Source organism: Shewanella sp. 10N.7 (assembly GCF_020806285.1).
GTDB lineage: Bacteria > Pseudomonadota > Gammaproteobacteria > Enterobacterales > Shewanellaceae > Shewanella > Shewanella electrodiphila.
Window position 1 is genome coordinate 65,865 of the sequence record NZ_JAJGZS010000018.1, and the last position, 19,868, is coordinate 85,732.

The following is a 19,868-nucleotide window of genomic DNA, read 5'->3' on the forward strand; positions in this document are numbered from 1 at the left end:
GCGGGTAAGCGGTTATTAGCTTTGATTCTAAGTAAGTCTAAGATTGGCTCTTTTGAGGTGATTTCGTCACGTGGCTGAAAATAGGAAAAAGCCGATACTTTTAGTTAAAGTACCAGCTTTATAATAAGTTTACTGAGCAGTATTACAGCTTAAGATTCTCTTTCAAAAAACTCAGCATTTTATCGTAGTACTTGGCTCTATGGGTATCGTTATAAAAGCCATGGCCTTCATCGTCCATCACCAGTGTTTCATAAGGGTATTTGTGTTTATTCAAATTTTTTTCTAATGATTCTAATTGCTCAATGGGTGCGCGCTCATCATTGCCGCCATGCACCAGTAATAAGTTGGCTTTGAGCTTATCGGTATTAAAAGCGGGTGACATGGCTCTGAGTTGTTGAGGGTTTTCACCAAGAACTTGTTTTAAATAACTGGTACCGCTACCTGATTGCTGTATATCACCTTCGTTGAACATCATATCTAAATCGTATACACCAGCAAAGCCGATGGCACACTTGAATAAGTCAGGTTCAATAATAGCACTTTGTAGTGCGCTGTAGCCGCCAAAACTGCCGCCGACAATACAAATTCGCTCTTTATCAGCAAAGCCTTGTTCAATTACATATTTGGTGCCATCAATAATGTCGTATTGAATATCGGTGCCCCACTTTTGATAACCGTCTTTTTGGAATTGGGATCCATAGCCACCAGAACCACGAAAGTTAACTTGTAATACGGCCATCCCTTGACTGGCAAGTAATTGATTTTGAGAGTCAAAAGACCACCAGTCCCGAATGTAATGCGGGCCACCATGTGGGTTAACAATCAGCGGCAAATTCTTGGCTTCTTTGCCTTCTGGTAGCGTGAGATAACCAGAAATGACTTTTCCATCACGACTAGTAAAGCTTATGGGTTTGACCTCGGCCATGGCATCAGGGTCTAGCCAGTTTTTTTGAGAGACTAAATATTCAAGCTTAATGTCTTTAGCATCAAACAAATAATAGTCACCAGGGTTGCGGTCATTAAATGCTTTAATGATAAATTTAGTCGAGTCGTTGGTTTCACTGACTATCTGTACTTGATGACCCGGTAGAGATGCAAGTAACTGCTTTACGATTTGGGTGTGGCTATCTTGTTGGTCAACAAAGGCATAAGTCGGATATCCACTATCGAATTCAACGGCATAAAGTTGCTTTGATTCGTTATTGATCCAAAAATTGCTTGGGTCGACATGATCATCCTGAATAATCTTTTGTTTCACTCCGGTTGATAAATTAATTTTATATACCCCCAGAGTATGATTATCTTCTCTGCCTGCCGCAAAAATAGTATCTGGAGTGTCAGCAAATGAAATGGGATTAAAATCAGTTAGGCCAATATTGAGTTTATCGCTATTAACCCAGTCGCCGTCGTCGCGGTAAAAAATTTGAGTTTCATTCTTGCTAGTTTTACCCGCAACAAATTTTACTTCGCCTTCATTGTTGGTTAAAAAACTGGCACTCCCCACAGGGGAGGTAGTAATTTTTCGTCTTTTACCTGTGTATACATTAACTCTATATACATCTTGCAGGCTGTCATAACCTAGTGAGCGGGCACGACTCCATGGGATCGCATTGACTAACATATATTTATTATTTTCAGGTAATGCATCAAGGATATAGGCAGTAGCCTGGATTGCTGTGTTTCTCTCAATGCGAGTGCCAGTTTGTTTTTCGCCGCTATTATAACCAAATAGGTATTCTTGACGTGAGCCATCAGCGTTTACTGAAAACAACTCTCCATAATATTGTGGTACATCAGACCACCCCTTCAAATACACTTTTTGTAGCACGACGCGCTCATGATTTACCCATACATAATTACCCACCTCAGCATTACTTGGAAATCTGATCGCATTAATCATTTTTTTAGTTTCAGTTTCTAAAATAATTAAGGTTTTTTTACCGTCATGGGTGGTTAAAGCACTGAGATAGTCGCCTTCAGGAGAAATTTTTACGTCAGTATATTCAGCACCTCGGCTAAAGAGATCTGAGTGGGATAACGAAGCGGCATTAACAATAGAGGGAGCGAAGGCGAGCAAGCAACCCGCAAGAACAGCAGTGTATTTCATAAACATCCTTGTGTATTTTTATATGAAGAATTTATCGACTTCTATCGATCAGTTATATTTTGTCATCATAAAGTACGATACTCGAACAGTGAATACAATTATTCAGACATGAAAAACGCACCGAAGTGCGTAAAAATGGAGAAGTATTTATTGAGAGTACTAGCTTAGCTACGTAATAATTGTTGCTGCACAAACTGCCACTGTTCATCGAAGTGTTCTGTCGGCTTTTGCTTAAACTCACTGCGCACGAACTGAGCTATTCTGCCTTCTGCGATAGCTAAAAGTAGATTGGCTAAAATGGCTTCGTCTAAGTTAAAACCATGGCCTTCGCGGAGTGTTTTCTCACGTAATATTTGCTTGATTTGAGTTTCAATTTTGGCAAATAACCCGCTGACACGGCTACGTAAACGTTCATTTTCACCTAATAGCGCATCGCCATTCAGTACCCGTGAAATACCCGGGTTACGTTCTGAAAAAACTAATAGTAACTGTAAGACTAACTCACAGCGTTTCATAGTGTCTTTTTCTTCATCCATGATGATATTAAGTCGAGACAAAATTGCATCTTCGATGAATTCTATTAGACCTTCAAACATTCTTGCTTTACTTGGAAAGTGGCGATAAAGCGCCGCTTCAGAAACACCAACTTCCGCGGCTAATTTAGCTGTGGTTATCCGTTGGCCAGGGCTGGTTTCCAGCATGTGCGCAAGACATTGTAAAATGTGCTCACGACGATTTATTTTTGGGCTAGCCGCCATTTGTTATTCCTAGGCTTGTGACTACTTGTAAAGGTTACTTGGTACCTGAGTGACCAAATCCGCCTTCACCACGATCTGAGGTATCAAACTCATCGACTAAGGTAAATTGTGCTTGTACTACGGGGACAAAAACGAGCTGTGCTAATCGATCTCCGATTTCTAAGGTAAATGGCTTATCACTGCGGTTCCAGCAAGAAACCATTAATGGACCTTGGTAATCTGAATCAATTAAGCCGACTAAGTTACCTAACACGATGCCGTGCTTATGGCCTAACCCTGAGCGCGGTAAAATGACAGCCGCTAAGCTTGGATCTGCCACGTGCACTGCAATTCCTGTAGGGATTAATACTGTCTTACCAGGCTCTATCACCATGGTGGTATCAATCATGGCGCGTAGGTCCATGCCAGCGCTGCCTGGTGTGGCATAGCTTGGTAATGGGAACTCACTGCCGATGCGTGAGTCGAGTAATTTGAGTTCTACAGGTGTTTTCATGATGTTTTTATTTTTGTCGCTATCAGAGTAAGTAATTGTTTTGCCAACGTCAGTTTATCGGTTGCAGGCAGTTGTTGACTACCGTCTTGCCAAAAAACATGTAATGCATTGGCGTCGGCATTAAATCCAAGACCTGCTATTGATACGTCGTTAGCGGCAATTAAGTCCAACTTTTTACGTTCAAGCTTTCCGCGGGCATATTCTTCTACGTTATCGGTCTCTGCTGCGAAACCTACAGTAAAAGGTCGTTTAGTCAGCGCGGAAACGCTGGCTAAGATATCAGGGTTGCGCACAAGCGCAAGCTGCATATTCTCTGACGACTTTTTAATTTTTGACTCGGCCACTTCTGCGATTCGATAATCTGCGACTGCAGCGCAACCGATAAAAATATCTTGGTTATCGACATTATCCATCACGGCATCAAGCATATCTTGTGCTGATTCAACATTAATTCTTGTCACACCTAGCGGGGTGGCTAAGTTAACCGGTCCTGTCACTAAGGTGACTTCTGCGCCCATTTGGGTGGCTGCAGTGGCTAATGCGAAGCCCATTTTGCCAGAGCTATGGTTTGAAATATAACGCACAGGGTCAATAGGCTCGCGGGTTGGACCAGCTGTTAACAAGAGTTTATGTCCGGTTAACGGTTTAGGGCCAAAGAACTGCACTAATTGTTCGGCAATCGCTAGTGGTTCTTGCATACGGCCAGGGCCGACTTCACCACAAGCTTGATCGCCACTTGCTGGGCCCCAAACTGTGATGCCTTTGCGAGCGACATTAGCAAGGTTTTCTTGAGTGGCTTGATTGCGATACATCTGTTGATTCATCGCAGGGCATACAATTACAGGTGCTTCAGTGGCTAAGCAGGTTGTGGTTAACAGCTCATCAGCCATGCCTGCATTAATGCGGGCAATGAGGTTGGCGGTTGCTGGTGCGACAATTACGACGTCAGCCCAACGTGCTAGCTCAATGTGCCCCATTGCGGCTTCAGCTGCTGGATCAAGTAAATCAGAGGCTACAGGATGGCCTGACAAGGCTTGAATCGTCAGTGGAGTAATAAACTCCATTGCGCTTTGGCTCATGACCACACGGACATCAGCGCCGCGCTCTTTAAGACGACGAATTAAATCAGCGCTTTTGTACGCTGCAATACCGCCACCAATTCCTAATAGGACATTTTTATTTGTCAGCATGTTGTGCTTAATCCTGCTATTCACTTTATTGCCGCTACGATATCACAATCCGATTAATGGGGGATGATCCGAATTTAAAAATTTAGACCATACTCTTTAGTCGCAAGTGGCCATAAAAGGTCGTAAAGAAAAGAGTTAACTCGTTAACCTAGATTATAGAAGCAATAAACAAGGGAGTGTTTATGGCAATTAAAGATTGGCCAGAGGGAGAAGGACCGAGAGATAAACTATTAAAGCACGGTGCGGGGCATTTATCTGATGCAGAGTTATTGGCGGTATTACTGCGTAATGGGTTAGCGGGACATAATGCGGTTGATTTGGCCCGAGGGATGATCAGCCAGTTTGGTGGATTAAGGCCAATATTTGCAGCGCCAAAATCACAAGTGTGCAAATTGGCGGGTATTGGGCCAGTAAAATATGCTCAATTACAGGCTGCATCCGAGATTTCGAAGCGAATTTTTGAAGAAAATATGCATCGAGGGCAAATTTTAATAAATCCTGATTTAACTCGGGACTATTTAATGAGACAATTAGCAGACCGATCCTATGAAGTGTTCGCATTATTATTGTTGGATAGCCAACATAGAGTGATTCAGTTCGTAGAATTATTCCGCGGAACGATTAATTCGGCATCAGTTTATCCACGTGAAGTGGTGAGCTTAGTGCTGGAGAAAAAGGCTGCGGCAGTCATAGTGTGTCACAATCACCCGTCTGGCATTGCAGAGCCAAGTCAGGCAGATCGGCAAATTACTGACAGATTAAAAAAAGCCCTCTCAACTATCGATGTTTCTCTATTAGATCATATGGTTGTAGGCGATCAAGAGATAGTATCCTTCGCTGAACGCGGGTGGATATTATAAACAATGCTTGATCTTAGTTTTGTTATCGTGTATAAAATGCGCCCTCTTTGTGCCTCGGGCGACGGCCACACGAGGCACATAAATGCTCGAGCGTTTTAAAATTGTTTTTGGAGAAGATTGACATGTCAAGAGTATGCCAAGTTACTGGCAAGAAGCCTATGGTTGGTAACAACCGTTCGCACGCTAAAAATTCGACTCGTCGTCGTTTTTTACCTAACCTACAAAACCACCGTTTTTGGTTAGAAGAAGAAAAACGCTTCGTGCAACTACGTGTATCTACTAAAGGTATCCGTATCATCGACAAAAAAGGTATTGAAGTTGTAGTTAAAGAACTTCGTGCCCGCGGCGAGAAGGTATAATAGAAAATGGCTAAATCTAAAGGTAATCGTGAGAAGATCAAATTAGTATCTAGTGCTAAAACTGGTCACTTCTACACTACTGAAAAAAATAAGCGTAACATGCCTGAAAAAATGGAAATCAAGAAATTTGATCCAGTTATTCGTCAGCACGTTATGTACAAAGAAGCTAAAATCAAGTAATTGATTCGCATCTTTTAAAAAGCCCCTTTATTGGGGCTTTTTTTTGGCCTTTTTTCAGTTAACCAGCCCTAGCTTTTATTTGTATAAGTACGCTCTCGCTTTATCAAAACTTTAGTCAGCGTCACTGAAACTCACCTTTAAAACTAGCAAGATATCTTTACAGCCGTTGAATTTACTAATCCAAGTTTGGTAGTCATTCTGTCATCTTATGGGGCTAGGCTGCCGATTTAGTGGCTGATGTCTTCTGTTTCACCACAATAGCCTGATTAAAATGACCTAGCAGCGTACAGGTTGAAGTAGAGTCATAAATCATACGGTGTGCCCTTCGTTTGAATAGTGTGTGCAAAAATGTGTTAACACTGACGAATGGTCGCCTTATTCTGTTGCTATTGTTGATGTGTTTAAACAAAGCAAATGCGACTTGTTTGAATAGAGTGGAGATGATTGAGCAGTAAATTGTTAGCCGTAATCAATAAGTATTCACTCATAAAAGAATAAAAAGTCTTAGCTAGACCAATATAATGCTTTTAAAGTGAATTTAAATGCAATATTATTGATTAATTATATTGTTGGCGGATACGCTAATAAAACCGATTAGTTTACTTGTTAGGGGTTAATGTGCCTTTGAGAACCACAGAACTTGTTGATGGCTTCCGTCATTCTGCGCCGTATGTCAACGTACATAGGGGTAAAACCTTTGTTGTCATGTTAGGCGGTGAAGCGCTATTACATAACCAGTTCCGCAGTATTTTAAACGATGTTGCGCTGCTGCATTCATTAGGCATTAAAGTGGTACTGGTGTATGGCGCTAGGCCGCAGATTGATGCAGCGCTTCATGACGCAAACATTGAACCGAGTTATCACAACGGCGTTCGTATTACTGATGAAGACTCGCTAAAGGTTATTAAACAAGTAGCAGGTGCAGTGCAGTTTGATATTACCGCTCGGTTATCAATGAGCCTTGGCAATACGCCGATGCAAAATGCGCAAATTAACTTAGTCAGTGGCAATTTTGTTATCGCACAGCCTCTAGGTATCGATGATGGTGTTGATTTTTGCTTAACGGGCAAAGTCCGCCGTATTGATACCCAAGGGCTTGAGCGTCAGTTGAATAACAACTGTATTGTGTTGATGGGCCCTATGGCGGTCTCAGTGACTGGTGAGTGCTTTAACTTAACAGCGGAAGAGGTTGCCACCAAAGTTGCGATAAAACTGAAAGCAGACAAGATTATCGGCTTTAGTAGCACCCACGGTATTTTAGATCAAGCAGGTGAAGTGATTGCTGAGCTGATGCCAAATGGTGCGCAAACCATTTGGGATGAGATGAATCAAGCTGGGCAAGCTTGTGTGGGGACTATGGCATTTTTAAAAGCCAGTATTGATGCTTGCAGAAACGGCGTCCCGCGTTGTCACTTAGTCAGTTATTTAGAAGATGGTACCTTACTGCAAGAGCTGTTCTCTCGTGAAGGTATTGGTACCCAAATTGTTACTGAAAGTGCTGAACGTTTAAGGCGGGCTAACATTGGCGATATCGGTGGGGTATTGGATTTAATCCGTCCATTAGAAGAACAAGGTATTTTAGTACGTCGTTCCCGTGAGCAGCTGGAAATGGAAATTGAGCAGTTCATGCTGATTGAGCGTGACAGTTTAGTCATTGGTTGCGCGGCCTTGTATCCGTTTGAAGAAGATAATGCTGGTGAGTTTGCCTGCTTGGTGGTGCATCCTGATTATCGCGATGCAGATCGTGGCAGTGTGTTATTGAATAACATCATTGGCCAGGCGAGAGTGCGCGGTTATTCACGCTTATTTGCATTAACCACGCGTAGTATTCATTGGTTCTTAGAACATGGCTTTAATATCGTTGAAGTTGATGCTTTGCCGAATGTGAAAAAACAGCTTTATAACTTCCAGCGTAAATCAAAAATTTTAGCGTTAGATTTATAAACCTTACAAATTTAGCGTAATAAATGCCACTTCATGGTCATACATGGGTGGCATTTTTGTTATGCTCGACAAAACTATCAGCTCGCTATTAGCACTTATAAGCCTTTGGAAAAATGATGAATATTGAACTTGCAGGACTCTCTAGTAATGCCATGGCTAATTTTATTGGCTTGTTAATTGGCTTAGTGCTGTTAACGATACTGCTCAAAGTGAAAAAGTTACCAAGTGCGGCGTTTTATTCAAGCTTAGGGATCATTATTGCAGTTTTCGCTTTGTTTTCGCTCACCATGTATCAATCGAGCCAAGCAAGGGTATCGGTAAGTCAGTCGGGCGCTGTTGAGGTGAATATTCCATTATATGGTCAATACTTTGAGGCGGGCGAGGTGGATTTGCAGCAAGCGCAGTTAATAAACCTATCACAAGCGCCTCAATTCACCCCTAGTAGACGAACTAATGGATTGGGTCTGACTGGATACTCTTTAGGTTGGTTTACGCTTAAAAACGGCGACAAAGCCTTAGTGTCGGTAACAACTAATGAAGGTGTGCTGCTTGTGCCAACTGACAAAGGGTATTCGCTATTATTGTCAGTGGAAAATCCGCAAGCAGCAATGGCTAGCATCACTGCGTTGCTAGATTAAGATTAAGTCTGCTTTAAACGTCGTCTGCGTTGCAGTGCCATGTCAGTGGTAAAGATCAGCAGTGCACTCCAAATAAAGCCGAAGGTAATGCCTTTTTCAATATCAAAAGGTTCGTTGTATAAAAATATCGCCAGCACAAACATGATACTTGGGCCGATATATTGGAAGAAGCCCAGCATGGATAATGGAATACGCATCGCAGCCCCTGCAAAACACAGGAGTGGCACAGTGGTGACAATACCGGCTGCGATAAGGGTTAAGTTCATCGTCAGATCATTGGTAAAGATGTTTGCTGTTGCCGTATCTAATGTCAGCATTAAATAGCCTAACGCCACAGGCAACAAAATCGCAGTTTCAACTAGCAAACCGGTTTTTGCATCAATGTTGACCTTTTTACGCAATAAGCCATAAAAACCAAAAGAGCAGGCTAAAGCCAGTGATACCAGCGGAATTGAACCAAACGAAATAAGTTGGATCAGCACTCCAATACTGGCAAGCGCCACTGCCACCCATTGCAGTTTTCTAAGTCGCTCAGATAAGAACACCATGCCAAGTAACACATTGAATAATGGGTTAATAAAATAGCCTAAACTGGCATCTAGCATGTGGTCATTATTAATCGCCCAAATAAAAATCAGCCAGTTAACAGCAATCAGTACCGAGGTTACGGTTAACACCAGCAGTTGTTTGGGCTGTTTCAGAACGAGTTTCAGGCGCGAAAATCCACCGATAAACTGCATTAAGATAATGATAAAGAAAAATGACCACACAACACGGTGAGCCAAAGTTTCAAATGCAGACACATCGCTTAATAATTTAAAATAAAGCGGCGCAATTCCCCAAAGGAAATAGGCACAAATGGCAAGGGCAATGCCTTTACGGTGTTCAAGATCTTGCATGGAAACCAACTGCGCGGAAATAAAGAAAGGGCGATTGTAGGTTGCTCGGGATGATCACTCAAGTTATTAGCGTAATCATTTATTTCATGATGTCTCTCAGGTACGTGATGAACTAGTGCAATATTACCCAAGTTCATCATATTAGCGCCTAGTTCCTTATATTAAACCATCACATTAGCCGACCATATAAGTGCCCGTGCCAAATGCTAAATGGGTGCCTTCTTCGTTATGCAGTTCCATACGGCATACTGAAACGCGGTTTCCTGAGCGAATAACACAACCTGTGCCTGTGAATACTTCACCGCGACCAGGGCGTAAAAAGTCTACACGCATGTCGATGGTACCTAAGGTGGTTAAGCGTTTTTCTAATTGCTCTATTGTCCAATCTTCTCGACTTGAAACTAACCCAGCAAATGCGGTTAACCCGCCAACCACATCGAGCAAGGTGGCTGTGACACCGCCATGGAGAATATTTTGATGTATATTGCCGATGAGTTCAGGCTTCATTCGAATGACAACCTCAACACCTTCAGTGTCGTAGCGTTTAATATCTAATCCTAAAAGATTATGAAATGGCACATGCTTATCAAAAATTTCAGCCACTTGTTTTAGGGCATTTAATTGAACTTCCGTGGTCATAGATAGCCTTTTTATTGTTATTTTATCTGTAAAAACATGCTTTTAATTAGCTAGGGTCTATTGAACTTTTCTGGTTGAATTTTGTTCGAAATAAAAGCGTTTTAATCGAGGCGGATGAATTGATGCCTAGTCATCTAAGCAAAATTTATCCAACAAAGAGTAAAACGCTTTTAGTCGAACCCTTCGGGCAGCGTTTGTTGGTTATTTTTACTGCGGTATCGACTTATTATGTAGAATAACTACACTACAAAGTCTCTGCCTTGCGACCTTGATGCATAGAATGGCCAACAACTCGCTGCAAAAACAACCTTGAAAGATCAATAGACCCTAGAGTATTTAATCTAACTTAATTAGCTTTATAAAATCAATGATGCATATTTGAGCAGTTAAAGCTGGCTTAATCATATTGAGTCGAGACATCTGCACTGCAGTGCTTTAAAATGATGCTTCTTATCTGCAGCCCAATAGATGGATAGCCCTATTTCCAGTTCAAGCTCAAGCCAAGCGATAGATCAAATCGACATTGCCCCCGCCGATTCTCAACAAGAGTCGCAGGATGTGCTTGGGCATCAGTTACAACAAATTTTTGGTTACCGTGATTTTCGCGAAGGGCAACGGGAGATTATTGAGCAGACATTAAGTGGGCAAGACACCTTGGTGATTATGCCTACGGGTGGCGGCAAGAGTATGTGCTACCAGCTGCCAGCATTAATTCTTCCGGGTTTAACTGTTGTTGTTTCTCCTTTGATTTCCTTGATGAAAGATCAAGTTGATAGCTTAACGCAATCGGGCGTTGCAGCCGCTTATTTGAACTCTTCTCTGCCGCGCGATGAAACCGTGGCTATTTTACGTCGTCTTCATCAAGGCGAAATTAAATTACTCTATGTCTCTCCTGAGCGTTTATTAAGACCTGACTTTATCGAACGCTTACATGAACTCAATGTGTCATTATTTGCTATTGATGAAGCGCATTGTATCAGCCAGTGGGGACATGACTTTAGACCTGAGTACGCCGCACTTGGGCAGTTAAAACAGATATTTCCTTATATTCCTTTGATGGCATTAACGGCCACCGCAGATCAAGCGACCCGAGACAGCATTTGTCAGCGCCTGCAAATTCAGCCGTTTTGTCTTTTATCGAGCTTTGATAGACCTAATATTCGCTATACCGTGGTTGAAAAACTCAATGCTGCTAATCAGCTCAAACAGTTTTTACAGCTGCAAAAAGGCAGTAATGGCATTATTTATTGCAGTAGCCGTCGCCGGGTAGATGAAGTGGCTGACCGCTTAAAGCTGCAAGGCTTTAGCGCAGCGGCATATCATGCGGGCATGACCCAAGAAGAGCGCATTGATATTCAGGATAAGTTTTTAAAAGACAAAATTGACATTGTGGTCGCAACGGTTGCGTTTGGTATGGGGATTAACAAGTCCAATGTTCGCTTTGTGGTGCATTACGATATTCCCAAAAGTGTCGAATCTTACTATCAAGAAACCGGCCGTGCTGGGCGTGATGGCTTAGATGCCGAAGCGTATATGTTGTTTGACCCGGCAGATATTGGCCGAGTAAAACATCTGATTGAGCAATCAGAGCCAGGGCCACAGCAAGATGTTGAGTTTCATAAAATGAATACCATGGCGGCTTTTGCTGAAGCGCAAACTTGTCGTCGCCAAGTGTTATTGCATTACTTTGACGAAAGCGCAGATAAGCCTTGCGGTAACTGTGACGTTTGTATTGATCCGCCAAAGCGCTATGACGGTACTGAAGATGCAAAGAAAGTCCTTTCTTGTATCTTTAGACTTAATCAACACTTTGGTGTTAATCAGGTGATTGATGTACTGCGCGGCTCAAAAGCCGCGAATGTGATGGACCGAGGTCATAATAAGTTATCGACTTGGGGCATTGGCAAAGAGCATAGTCATGAATATTGGTTATCGGTAACTCGTCAGCTCATTCATCGTGGGCTGGCTAGCCAAGATATCACTCGAGGTTCATCGGTTAAGTTAAACGAGTCAGCAAGACCAGTATTAAGAGGCGATTTGACTTTGCAGCTAGCTGAGCCACGTATTCAGTTAGTGACCACCAAGCGCCGTTCGAGTTCATCACGTGCACCACAACAATATGATCGCAAATTGTTTGCTCGTCTTAAGTTACTGCGTCGTGAGTTAGCTGAAGAACATGATGTGCCACCTTACTTGGTATTTAATGACGCAACCTTAGCCGAAATGTCGGCCATGGTGCCGACCAGTGCTGGCGAGATGTTGGCGGTCAATGGTGTCGGTGAACGTAAATTAAGCCGTTTCGGTAATGCGTTTTTAGATGAAATCAGTCAATACCTGATTGAGAACTAGTCCTTTCGCCTTTTATGGTGCCTTTGCTAATGTCCTTCCATAAAATGAACCCTTTAATGAACACTAAAGGCTGCGTTGTCACTCCTGAACCAATGTTTTAATTCTCGAACGATACTCACTTCTAAAAATTCTTTCTTGTGACTTACAGTAATAGCAATCAGATTAAGTTTATTTCATATTTTATATAATCAAAATGATGGATGCTTGTTCAATTTTTTTATGCAAGTTTTATCCGTTGCTAACTTGGTTGTTTTTCAATGTAAAACTGAGTGAAAATAAATGCTTAAATCACTGTATATCAAGCTTTACGCTTAGTTGTTGTGTTCAAAAAGATTGGTTTTACTCCATTTATGCTAAGCAAACCTAAGGTATTCTCTTAACCAATGATAAAAAGATGAATAAATTGGGGTTGACACAGCAGGCTGGTCACGTTAAAAAGTGGGTATAGAAAAATTTAATTTAAGAATAATTAGTTAACTTTAATGAATATTTATAGTGGTAACATTCTCCTAGGTCTCCTTCTTCTCTTACGCAATATTTGCGCGGAGTCCTTTGTGTTACTTGCTAAATAAGTTTACTGGCATTCACAAACCCCGCGCTAACAGCCGCGGGGTTTTTTGTTTCTAGAACCGATTGATTTTAAAAACAGACCAATTAAAGCAACAAATTGAACGAACAAATACAGCTAACGAATTGGATTTAAGCACGACCAGAAAGATGGGATTAAATCGTTAGCTAAGCGAACAAACTTTTACTTGAACAATAGGTTCGATGGAGAAAACTGATGTCCAATAGAGTCATAATATTTGATACTACATTGAGAGACGGCGAGCAGGCGTTAGCAGCGAGTTTAACGGTCAAAGAAAAACTGCAAATCGCACTGGCACTTGAACGTTTAGGTGTTGATGTTATGGAAGTCGGTTTTCCTGTTTCATCACCTGGTGATTTCCAGTCGGTACAAACTATTGCGAAGACAATTAAAAATAGCCGCGTGTGTGCTTTGTCCCGTGCATTAGAAAAAGATATCGATGCTGCAGCGCAAGCAATGTCTGTTGCAGAACAGTTCCGTATTCACACCTTTATTTCAACTTCAACGATTCACGTAGAGAGCAAATTAAAGCGCTCTTTTGATGATGTGCTAGAAATGGCCGTGAGCGCAGTGAAGTACGCTCGTCGTTTTACAGATGATGTTGAGTTCTCTTGTGAAGATGCTGGACGTACGCCAATTGATAACTTGTGCCGCATGGTAGAACAAGCAATTAAAGCAGGCGCGCGCACGATTAATATTCCTGACACTGTGGGCTACACAGTACCAAGTGAGTTTGGTGGCATCATTCAAACTTTATTCAACCGTGTCCCAAATATCGACCAAGCGGTTATCTCAGTGCATTGTCATGATGACTTAGGTTTATCGGTTGCTAACTCGATTACTGCAGTTGAACACGGCGCACGTCAAATTGAATGTACGGTTAACGGTATTGGTGAGCGTGCAGGTAACTGTTCATTAGAAGAAATAGCGATGATCCTTGCTACGCGCAAGAATTTGCTAGGGCTTGAAAGCAATATCAATGCAAAAGAAATCCACCGCACCTCATCGCTTGTAAGTCAGTTATGTAATATGCCAATCCAAGCTAATAAAGCGGTGGTGGGCACCAATGCATTCTCTCATTCTTCAGGTATTCACCAAGATGGCATGCTTAAAGCGAAAAATACCTACGAGATTATGACGCCAGAAAGCATTGGTTTAAATCGTAATAACTTAAACATGACTTCTCGTTCAGGCCGTCACGTGATTAAGCATCGCATGGAAGAAATGGGCTACAAGGCAACTGATTACGATATGGATACCTTGTACGAACAGTTCTTAAACTTGTCAGATAAAAAAGGCCAAGTGTTTGATTACGATCTTGAAGCATTGGTGTTTATGGAAGCGCAATCTCAAGACGATGATAACTATTCATTAGAGCACCTAATGGTGCATTCAGATTCGACAGAAGGTGTCGCAACGGCAACGGTTCGCATCATCGTGGATGGTAAAGAAATTACAGAGGCTGCGACCGGTAACGGTCCAGTTGATGCGGCGTATAACGCGATAGCTCGCGCTACTGACCGCACCATCAATATTACTAATTACAAATTAGGTGCAAAAGGCGAAGGCCAAAATGCATTAGGTCAAGTGGATATAACTGCTGAGTACAATAAGCAGACATTCCACGGTGTTGGTCTAGCGACAGATGTGGTTGAGTCTTCAGCACAAGCATTAGTGCATGTGATGAATTTGACATACCGCGCAGATAAGGTCGCCAATTATAAACAACAGATTCATAAAGATAGGGAGTTAGGTGGAGTATGAGTTATCAAGTAGCAGTATTAGCAGGTGATGGTATTGGTCCAGAAGTTATGGCTGAAGCACGTAAGGTGTTAAAAGAAGTTGAAGCCAGATTTGAACTAGACATTGAATATGCTGAGTACGATGTCGGTGGTATCGCCATTGATAACCATGGTTGTCCGCTGCCTGATTCGACCCTTAAGGGGTGTGAAGCTTCTGACGCAGTATTGTTTGGTAGTGTCGGTGGTCCTAAGTGGGAGCATTTAGCACCAAACGATCAGCCTGAACGTGGCGCACTTTTACCATTACGTGGTCACTTTGATTTATTCTGTAATTTACGCCCAGCCAAACTGCATGCAGGCCTTGAGCATATGTCTCCGCTGCGCAGCGATATTTCATCTCGTGGGTTTGATGTGCTTTGTGTACGTGAATTAACTGGCGGTATTTATTTTGGTAAGCCAAAAGGGCGCCAAGGTGAAGGCGCTGATGAAGAAGCCTTCGATACTATGCGTTACAGCCGCCGTGAAATCGAACGTATTGCACGTATTGCATTTGAAGCCGCCCAAGGTCGCAGTAAAAAAGTCACTTCGGTAGATAAAGCCAATGTACTTGCGTGTTCAGTGCTATGGCGTGAAGTGGTTGAAGGCGTGGCGAAAGATTTTCCTGATGTTGAGCTTGAGCATATCTACATTGATAACGCGACGATGCAGTTATTACGTCGTCCGAATGAATTTGACGTGATGTTATGTTCAAACTTATTTGGGGACATCATTTCAGATGAAATTGCCATGTTGACCGGCTCGATGGGTTTATTGTCATCAGCCAGTTTAAACAGTTCAGGTTTTGGTATGTATGAGCCTGCTGGTGGCAGTGCACCTGATATTGCAGGACAAGGTATTGCAAACCCTGTGGCGCAAATTTTATCGGCGGCATTGTTACTTCGTCACAGTTTAAAACTTGAAGATGCAGCTAGTGCAATTGAACGTGCGGTGAGTAAAGCATTGTCGGCAGGGTATTTGACCGGTGAGTTATTAAGTAGCGATGAGCGTCACAATGCGAAATCGACCTCAGAAATGGGCGACTTTATCGCAAATGCTGTTAAGGAAGGTGTCTAATGGCCAATCAAGTTTCAGCGCAAACCTTATATGAAAAAGTATGGGATGCTCATGTGTTAGCTTCGCCAGAAGCAGAAGCGCCGATTATTTATGTGGATCGTCATTTGGTACATGAGGTGACGTCACCACAAGCTTTTAGTGGGTTGAAAACGGCGGGTAGAAAACTACGTGCGCCAGAAAAAACCTTTGCCACTATGGATCATAACATCTCTACCTTGAGCGCAAGCTTAGATGCCATGAGCCCAATGGCGCGTATTCAAGTGGAAACCTTAGCGCAAAACTGTAAAGAGTTTGGCGTCAAGCTTTACGACATTCACCATCCAAACCAAGGTATTGTCCATGTAATGGGGCCTGAACTTGGGATCACCTTACCGGGCACGGTCATTGTGTGTGGAGACTCGCATACTGCGACTCACGGTGCATTTGGCGCTTTAGCATTTGGTATTGGTACTTCTGAAGTTGAACATGTATTAGCCACGCAAACCCTGCGTCAACTTAAAGCGAAAACCATGAAAGTGGAAGTACGTGGCAATGTAACCGAAGGGATTACTGCTAAAGACATCGTACTCGCTATCATTGGTCGCTTAGGCATGGATGGCGGCACAGGCTATGTTGTCGAGTTTTGTGGTGAAGCCATTGAAGCTTTATCAATGGAAGGCCGCATGACCTTATGTAACATGGCCATCGAAATGGGCGCTAAAGCGGGTATGGTTGCACCTGATCAAACCACGTTTGATTATCTTGAAGGCCGTGAATTTTCACCTAAAGGTGATGACTGGGAACAAGCCGTAAAAGATTGGACTGCACTGAAAACAGATGCAGGTGCTCAGTTTGATGCTGAAGTTGTATTGGAAGCTGCAGATATTGCCCCGCAATTAACTTGGGGTACTAACCCAGGCCAAGTCGTGCCTATTGATGCAGAAGTGCCAAACCCAGCCACAGAGTCTAATGCCACTGTACGTGGCAGTATGGAAAAAGCACTAAAGTACATTGGCCTAACGTCAGGGACTAAAATGGTCGATATTCCAATTAATAAGGTGTTTATCGGATCGTGTACTAACTCCCGTATCGAGGATTTACGTGCTGCTGCTTATCATGCAAAAGATCGCAAGGTTGCTGATGGCGTTGTGGCGATTGTGGTGCCGGGCTCTGGTCAAGTTAAGCTACAAGCTGAAGCTGAAGGCTTAGATAAAGTGTTCCTAGAAGCAGGGTTTGAATGGCGCTTACCGGGCTGCTCAATGTGTTTAGCAATGAATGATGACCGTTTAGAAGCGGGCGATCGCTGCGCATCAACCAGTAATCGTAACTTCGAAGGTCGACAAGGCCGTGGTAGTCGAACTCACTTAGTGAGCCCAGCTATGGCAGCCGCAGCTGCAATTGCTGGTCACTTTGTTGATATTCGTAAGCCTTACTAACGGTCAAGCAAAAGGACAAACAGATGCAAGCTTTTACAGAACACACAGGCTTAGCGGTTGCTATTGATAGTGCCAACATCGATACCGATCAAATTATTCCTAAGCAGTTTTTATCGAAAGTGACTCGCGACGGTTTTGGAGTGCATTTATTCCATGACTGGCGTTATTTAGATGAAGCGGGTGAGCAAGATAACCCAACATTTTCGCTGAATTTACCTCGCTATAAAGGTGCGTCAGTCCTTTTAGCACAAGAAAACTTTGGTTGTGGCTCGAGTCGTGAACATGCGCCATGGGCATTAGCAGATTTCGGTTTACGAGTGGTTATTGCACCGACATTTGCGGATATTTTTTACGGTAATTCAATCAACAATGGTTTGTTGCCTGTCAAACTTACCCATGAGCAAGTTAATCAGCTCATGGCTGAAGTGGAGGCGAGTGAAGGTGCGGAGATTACGGTGAACTTAGAATCACTCACTGTGACTTCACCGTCAGGCAGTGTGTTTAGTTTCACTATTGCAGAATCAGCAAGACATAAACTATTAAATGGATTAGATGCGATTGGCTTAACGCTTGAATATGCTCAAGCAATTACTGAATATGAAGCCGCTATTCCAGCTTGGTGTGGTTAGTTTCATGACTTAAATACGCTTTTAAAAGTCATTCCATTATAAAATGGAATATTGAGCGTACACGTGTACCAAGATTATATTAGACAAAGCCTCTACTGCTATCAGTTGAGGCTTTTTTATTGGTATCATAAAATAGTTGTACTTTATCTTACTGTATTTAAAGGTTTAATATTTGTATTGGTGTCTTTTGTTAAAAGCTTAGCTGAATTCACTGGCAGTTTAAGCGAACCAGTGTTTTACATTTTTAACTTTATATCTATATGAAAAATAACAGTTTAACTATTGTTTTGTTTTTGTATCGCACCAAGTTTAGCGAATAATTTTTTGAAAACGCATCATTTTCATTAAAAATTGTGTGATGCACGTCACTTAAAATGTTTCTTAATTATCAAATTGTAGTTATTTACTCTGTTTTAAGGCTTTTGGTTGTAAATTTATTCTGCATCAGTAAACTTGCCGCGATTTCAAGTTGAGCAATTGCTCTAATGATGTAAGAGATTAGGCAAACATAAGATTTGCTATAAACAGAGACTAATAATGAAAAAGACAATATTGACTGTGGCCGTTAGTGCCATGCTTTTCGGGGCAACGACTCAAGTGAATGCTGCTGGATTCCAGTTAGCTGAATATTCTTCGACTGGTTTAGGTCGTGCTTTTGCTGGTGAAGCTGCTATGGCTGATAATGCTGCGGCTCAAGCAAGAAACCCTGCAATGCTAACGTACCTTGAAGGTCGTCAGCTTTCTGGTGGTGCGATTTACGTGATGCCAAATGTTGATGTGATGGGTGATGTCAGTATTTCTTCTCCATTATTAGGTGACGCTCCTGTTATGGTGCCAGCAGATGCTATCGATATTGCTGGTAACGCTGTAGTGCCAAATTTTTATTACTCAAATCAGCTGAATGATCAGTGGACTTGGGGTTTAGCTGTTAACTCTAATTATGGATTAGCAACAGAATTAGATGCTAACCATGCAGCTGCAATTTTTGGCTCAGAAACCGGCATTACCACGGTTGAATTCAACCCGAACATTGCTTACAAAATCAATGAAGCATTCAGTGTCGGTGCAGGTCTACGTGTTGTTTATGGTGAAGGGCATGTTGGCGCATCAATGCCAGGTTGGATTGATGGTGTTAAGCAAGCTGTACCTGATTTAGCGCCAATGTTGCCTGATGCTGGTGCAAGCCTTAAATACATGGAAGGGGATGATATCGCGTTTGGCTGGCAATTAGGTACTAGCTGGCAGATTAACGAAACTCACCGTGTCGGTTTTTCTTATCATAGCGGTGTTGAGTTAGAACTTGATGGCGAGGCTTCAGGTTTACTTTATGATGGCGGCCAAGACGTTTACATCGAAGGTTACTTACCGATTGAGCTACCTGCTTTTGCTGAGTTAGCTTCTCATCATCAGTTCACTGACAACTGGGCAATGCACGCCAGTGTTAACTGGACTCAGTGGAGCGTTTTTGAAGAGTTAGTGGCTTATTTCCCTGGCGAAAACAAGCCGACTGGCGACCTTGATTCTGATTTAGTTAAAGAAGAAAACTTTAAAGACAACTGGCGCTTTGCTTTAGGCACGACTTATCAACTTAACGACAAGTGGTTAGTGCGTGGTGGTATGGCTTTAGATAAAGGCGCTGCTCAAGACGAATACCGTTCGACAACGATTCCTGATTCTGACCGCTTATGGTTCAGTGCGGGTGCAGGCTACCAAGCGACTAAAAACCTAACCGTTGATTTTGCTGTGACTTACCTTAAAGGTATCGGTGATGCGCCAATCAATGAAACACAAGATTTATTGGGTTTAGCGTCGGTTAACTACAGCGGCGATGTTGAAGCTGACGTATGGTTAGCGGGTATTCAACTTAGCTACAAAATGTAATGAGTTAGCCCATTACGCTAGATTCATTTAAAGCCTCGCAATTGCGGGGCTTTTTATTGCGCTAAATTCCGCATTCTATGGTG

Annotated in this window: 17 protein-coding genes; 11 read left to right on the forward strand and 6 right to left on the reverse strand. The window is 42.5% G+C overall.

Annotated elements, in window-relative coordinates; genetic code table 11:
- Positions 1–142: 142 nt before the first annotated feature.
- The 4 genes from LMH66_RS12685 to coaBC form a co-directional block, all read right to left on the reverse strand.
- On the reverse strand, positions 143–2,113 hold the full coding sequence (locus LMH66_RS12685; protein WP_420709420.1) for an alpha/beta hydrolase family protein: 1,971 nt from the start codon (positions 2,111–2,113) through the stop codon (positions 143–145).
- Between the two features lie 158 nt (positions 2,114–2,271).
- Positions 2,272–2,865 (reverse strand): nucleoid occlusion factor SlmA, encoded by a 594-nt coding sequence (slmA, locus tag LMH66_RS12690; protein ID WP_102526830.1) that lies wholly within the window; start codon positions 2,863–2,865, stop codon positions 2,272–2,274.
- Between the two features lie 34 nt (positions 2,866–2,899).
- Positions 2,900–3,358: a dUTP diphosphatase gene (dut, locus tag LMH66_RS12695; RefSeq protein WP_229370478.1), complete on the reverse strand. Its 459-nt coding sequence runs from the start codon at positions 3,356–3,358 to the stop codon at positions 2,900–2,902.
- Entirely contained in the window at positions 3,355–4,548 is a 1,194-nt protein-coding gene (gene coaBC, locus LMH66_RS12700; protein ID WP_229370480.1) for a bifunctional phosphopantothenoylcysteine decarboxylase/phosphopantothenate--cysteine ligase CoaBC, read from the reverse strand. Before coaBC ends, dut begins: the two co-directional genes overlap by 4 nt.
- 182 nt (positions 4,549–4,730) lie before the next feature.
- Here coaBC and radC point away from each other — a divergent pair, with 182 nt between their 5' ends.
- The 5 genes from radC (at position 4,731) to LMH66_RS12725 (ending at position 8,529) form a co-directional block, all read left to right on the forward strand.
- Positions 4,731–5,408: a RadC family protein gene (gene radC / locus LMH66_RS12705; protein WP_229370482.1), complete on the forward strand. Its 678-nt coding sequence runs from the start codon at positions 4,731–4,733 to the stop codon at positions 5,406–5,408.
- Between the two features lie 122 nt (positions 5,409–5,530).
- Entirely contained in the window at positions 5,531–5,767 is a 237-nt protein-coding gene (gene rpmB, locus LMH66_RS12710) for a 50S ribosomal protein L28 (RefSeq protein ID WP_055025225.1), read from the forward strand.
- Positions 5,768–5,773: 6 nt separating this feature from the next.
- Entirely contained in the window at positions 5,774–5,947 is a 174-nt protein-coding gene (rpmG, locus tag LMH66_RS12715; RefSeq protein ID WP_011494790.1) for a 50S ribosomal protein L33, read from the forward strand.
- A gap of 624 nt (positions 5,948–6,571) precedes the next feature.
- Complete coding sequence (gene argA, locus LMH66_RS12720) at positions 6,572–7,891, forward strand: amino-acid N-acetyltransferase (protein ID WP_102526872.1); 1,320 nt, start codon at positions 6,572–6,574, stop codon at positions 7,889–7,891.
- 116 nt (positions 7,892–8,007) lie between these two features.
- A complete protein-coding gene (locus LMH66_RS12725; RefSeq protein ID WP_229370483.1) occupies positions 8,008–8,529 on the forward strand; it encodes a PH domain-containing protein in 522 nt (173 codons plus the stop codon).
- Positions 8,530–8,531: 2 nt separating this feature from the next.
- Here the strand turns inward: LMH66_RS12725 and rarD are convergent, their stop codons facing one another.
- Both rarD and LMH66_RS12735 read right to left on the reverse strand, forming a co-directional pair.
- A complete protein-coding gene (gene rarD / locus LMH66_RS12730; protein WP_102526835.1) occupies positions 8,532–9,428 on the reverse strand; it encodes an EamA family transporter RarD in 897 nt (298 codons plus the stop codon).
- Positions 9,429–9,602: 174 nt separating this feature from the next.
- Positions 9,603–10,067 carry a thioesterase family protein gene (locus LMH66_RS12735; RefSeq protein ID WP_102526836.1) on the reverse strand — a complete coding sequence of 155 codons (465 nt, stop codon included), beginning with the start codon at positions 10,065–10,067 and terminating at the stop codon, positions 9,603–9,605.
- Positions 10,068–10,535: 468 nt separating this feature from the next.
- On the opposite strand from LMH66_RS12735, the gene recQ reads away from it, so the two are divergent.
- The 6 genes from recQ to LMH66_RS12770 all read left to right on the forward strand — a co-directional run bounded on the left by recQ (position 10,536) and on the right by LMH66_RS12770 (position 19,785).
- Positions 10,536–12,416: a DNA helicase RecQ gene (gene recQ / locus LMH66_RS12745; RefSeq protein WP_229370484.1), complete on the forward strand. Its 1,881-nt coding sequence runs from the start codon at positions 10,536–10,538 to the stop codon at positions 12,414–12,416.
- Positions 12,417–13,200: 784 nt separating this feature from the next.
- The gene (leuA, locus tag LMH66_RS12750) at positions 13,201–14,769 is read left to right on the forward strand and encodes a 2-isopropylmalate synthase (RefSeq protein WP_229370485.1); all 1,569 of its coding nucleotides are present in this window, start codon (positions 13,201–13,203) and stop codon (positions 14,767–14,769) included.
- Positions 14,766–15,860, forward strand: coding sequence for a 3-isopropylmalate dehydrogenase (gene leuB / locus LMH66_RS12755; RefSeq protein ID WP_102526839.1), 1,095 nt, complete (start codon positions 14,766–14,768; stop codon positions 15,858–15,860). The genes leuA and leuB overlap by 4 nt, the downstream gene beginning before the upstream one ends.
- Entirely contained in the window at positions 15,860–17,275 is a 1,416-nt protein-coding gene (leuC, locus tag LMH66_RS12760) for a 3-isopropylmalate dehydratase large subunit (protein WP_102526840.1), read from the forward strand. The genes leuB and leuC overlap by 1 nt, the downstream gene beginning before the upstream one ends.
- 23 nt (positions 17,276–17,298) lie before the next feature.
- The gene (gene leuD / locus LMH66_RS12765) at positions 17,299–17,904 is read left to right on the forward strand and encodes a 3-isopropylmalate dehydratase small subunit (protein ID WP_229370486.1); all 606 of its coding nucleotides are present in this window, start codon (positions 17,299–17,301) and stop codon (positions 17,902–17,904) included.
- A gap of 537 nt (positions 17,905–18,441) precedes the next feature.
- Positions 18,442–19,785: an outer membrane protein transport protein gene (locus LMH66_RS12770; RefSeq protein WP_229370487.1), complete on the forward strand. Its 1,344-nt coding sequence runs from the start codon at positions 18,442–18,444 to the stop codon at positions 19,783–19,785.
- Positions 19,786–19,868: the final 83 nt, after the last annotated feature.

What these genes read in the sequence shown, in the direction of transcription:
- recQ (WP_229370484.1), top strand. Translation starts at nt 10,536, where the DNA reads ATGGATAGCCCTATTTCCAGTTCAAGCTCAAGCCAAGCGATAGATCAA.
- rarD (WP_102526835.1), bottom strand. Translation starts at nt 9,428, where the DNA reads ATGCAAGATCTTGAACACCGTAAAGGCATTGCCCTTGCCATTTGTGCC.
- LMH66_RS12770 (WP_229370487.1), top strand. Translation starts at nt 18,442, where the DNA reads ATGAAAAAGACAATATTGACTGTGGCCGTTAGTGCCATGCTTTTCGGG.
- radC (WP_229370482.1), top strand. Translation starts at nt 4,731, where the DNA reads ATGGCAATTAAAGATTGGCCAGAGGGAGAAGGACCGAGAGATAAACTA.
- dut (WP_229370478.1), bottom strand. Translation starts at nt 3,358, where the DNA reads ATGAAAACACCTGTAGAACTCAAATTACTCGACTCACGCATCGGCAGT.
- LMH66_RS12725 (WP_229370483.1), top strand. Translation starts at nt 8,008, where the DNA reads ATGAATATTGAACTTGCAGGACTCTCTAGTAATGCCATGGCTAATTTT.
- LMH66_RS12685 (WP_420709420.1), bottom strand. Translation starts at nt 2,113, where the DNA reads ATGTTTATGAAATACACTGCTGTTCTTGCGGGTTGCTTGCTCGCCTTC.
- rpmG (WP_011494790.1), top strand. Translation starts at nt 5,774, where the DNA reads ATGGCTAAATCTAAAGGTAATCGTGAGAAGATCAAATTAGTATCTAGT.
- rpmB (WP_055025225.1), top strand. Translation starts at nt 5,531, where the DNA reads ATGTCAAGAGTATGCCAAGTTACTGGCAAGAAGCCTATGGTTGGTAAC.
- leuD (WP_229370486.1), top strand. Translation starts at nt 17,299, where the DNA reads ATGCAAGCTTTTACAGAACACACAGGCTTAGCGGTTGCTATTGATAGT.
- leuA (WP_229370485.1), top strand. Translation starts at nt 13,201, where the DNA reads ATGTCCAATAGAGTCATAATATTTGATACTACATTGAGAGACGGCGAG.
- leuB (WP_102526839.1), top strand. Translation starts at nt 14,766, where the DNA reads ATGAGTTATCAAGTAGCAGTATTAGCAGGTGATGGTATTGGTCCAGAA.
- LMH66_RS12735 (WP_102526836.1), bottom strand. Translation starts at nt 10,067, where the DNA reads ATGACCACGGAAGTTCAATTAAATGCCCTAAAACAAGTGGCTGAAATT.
- leuC (WP_102526840.1), top strand. Translation starts at nt 15,860, where the DNA reads ATGGCCAATCAAGTTTCAGCGCAAACCTTATATGAAAAAGTATGGGAT.
- slmA (WP_102526830.1), bottom strand. Translation starts at nt 2,865, where the DNA reads ATGGCGGCTAGCCCAAAAATAAATCGTCGTGAGCACATTTTACAATGT.
- coaBC (WP_229370480.1), bottom strand. Translation starts at nt 4,548, where the DNA reads ATGCTGACAAATAAAAATGTCCTATTAGGAATTGGTGGCGGTATTGCA.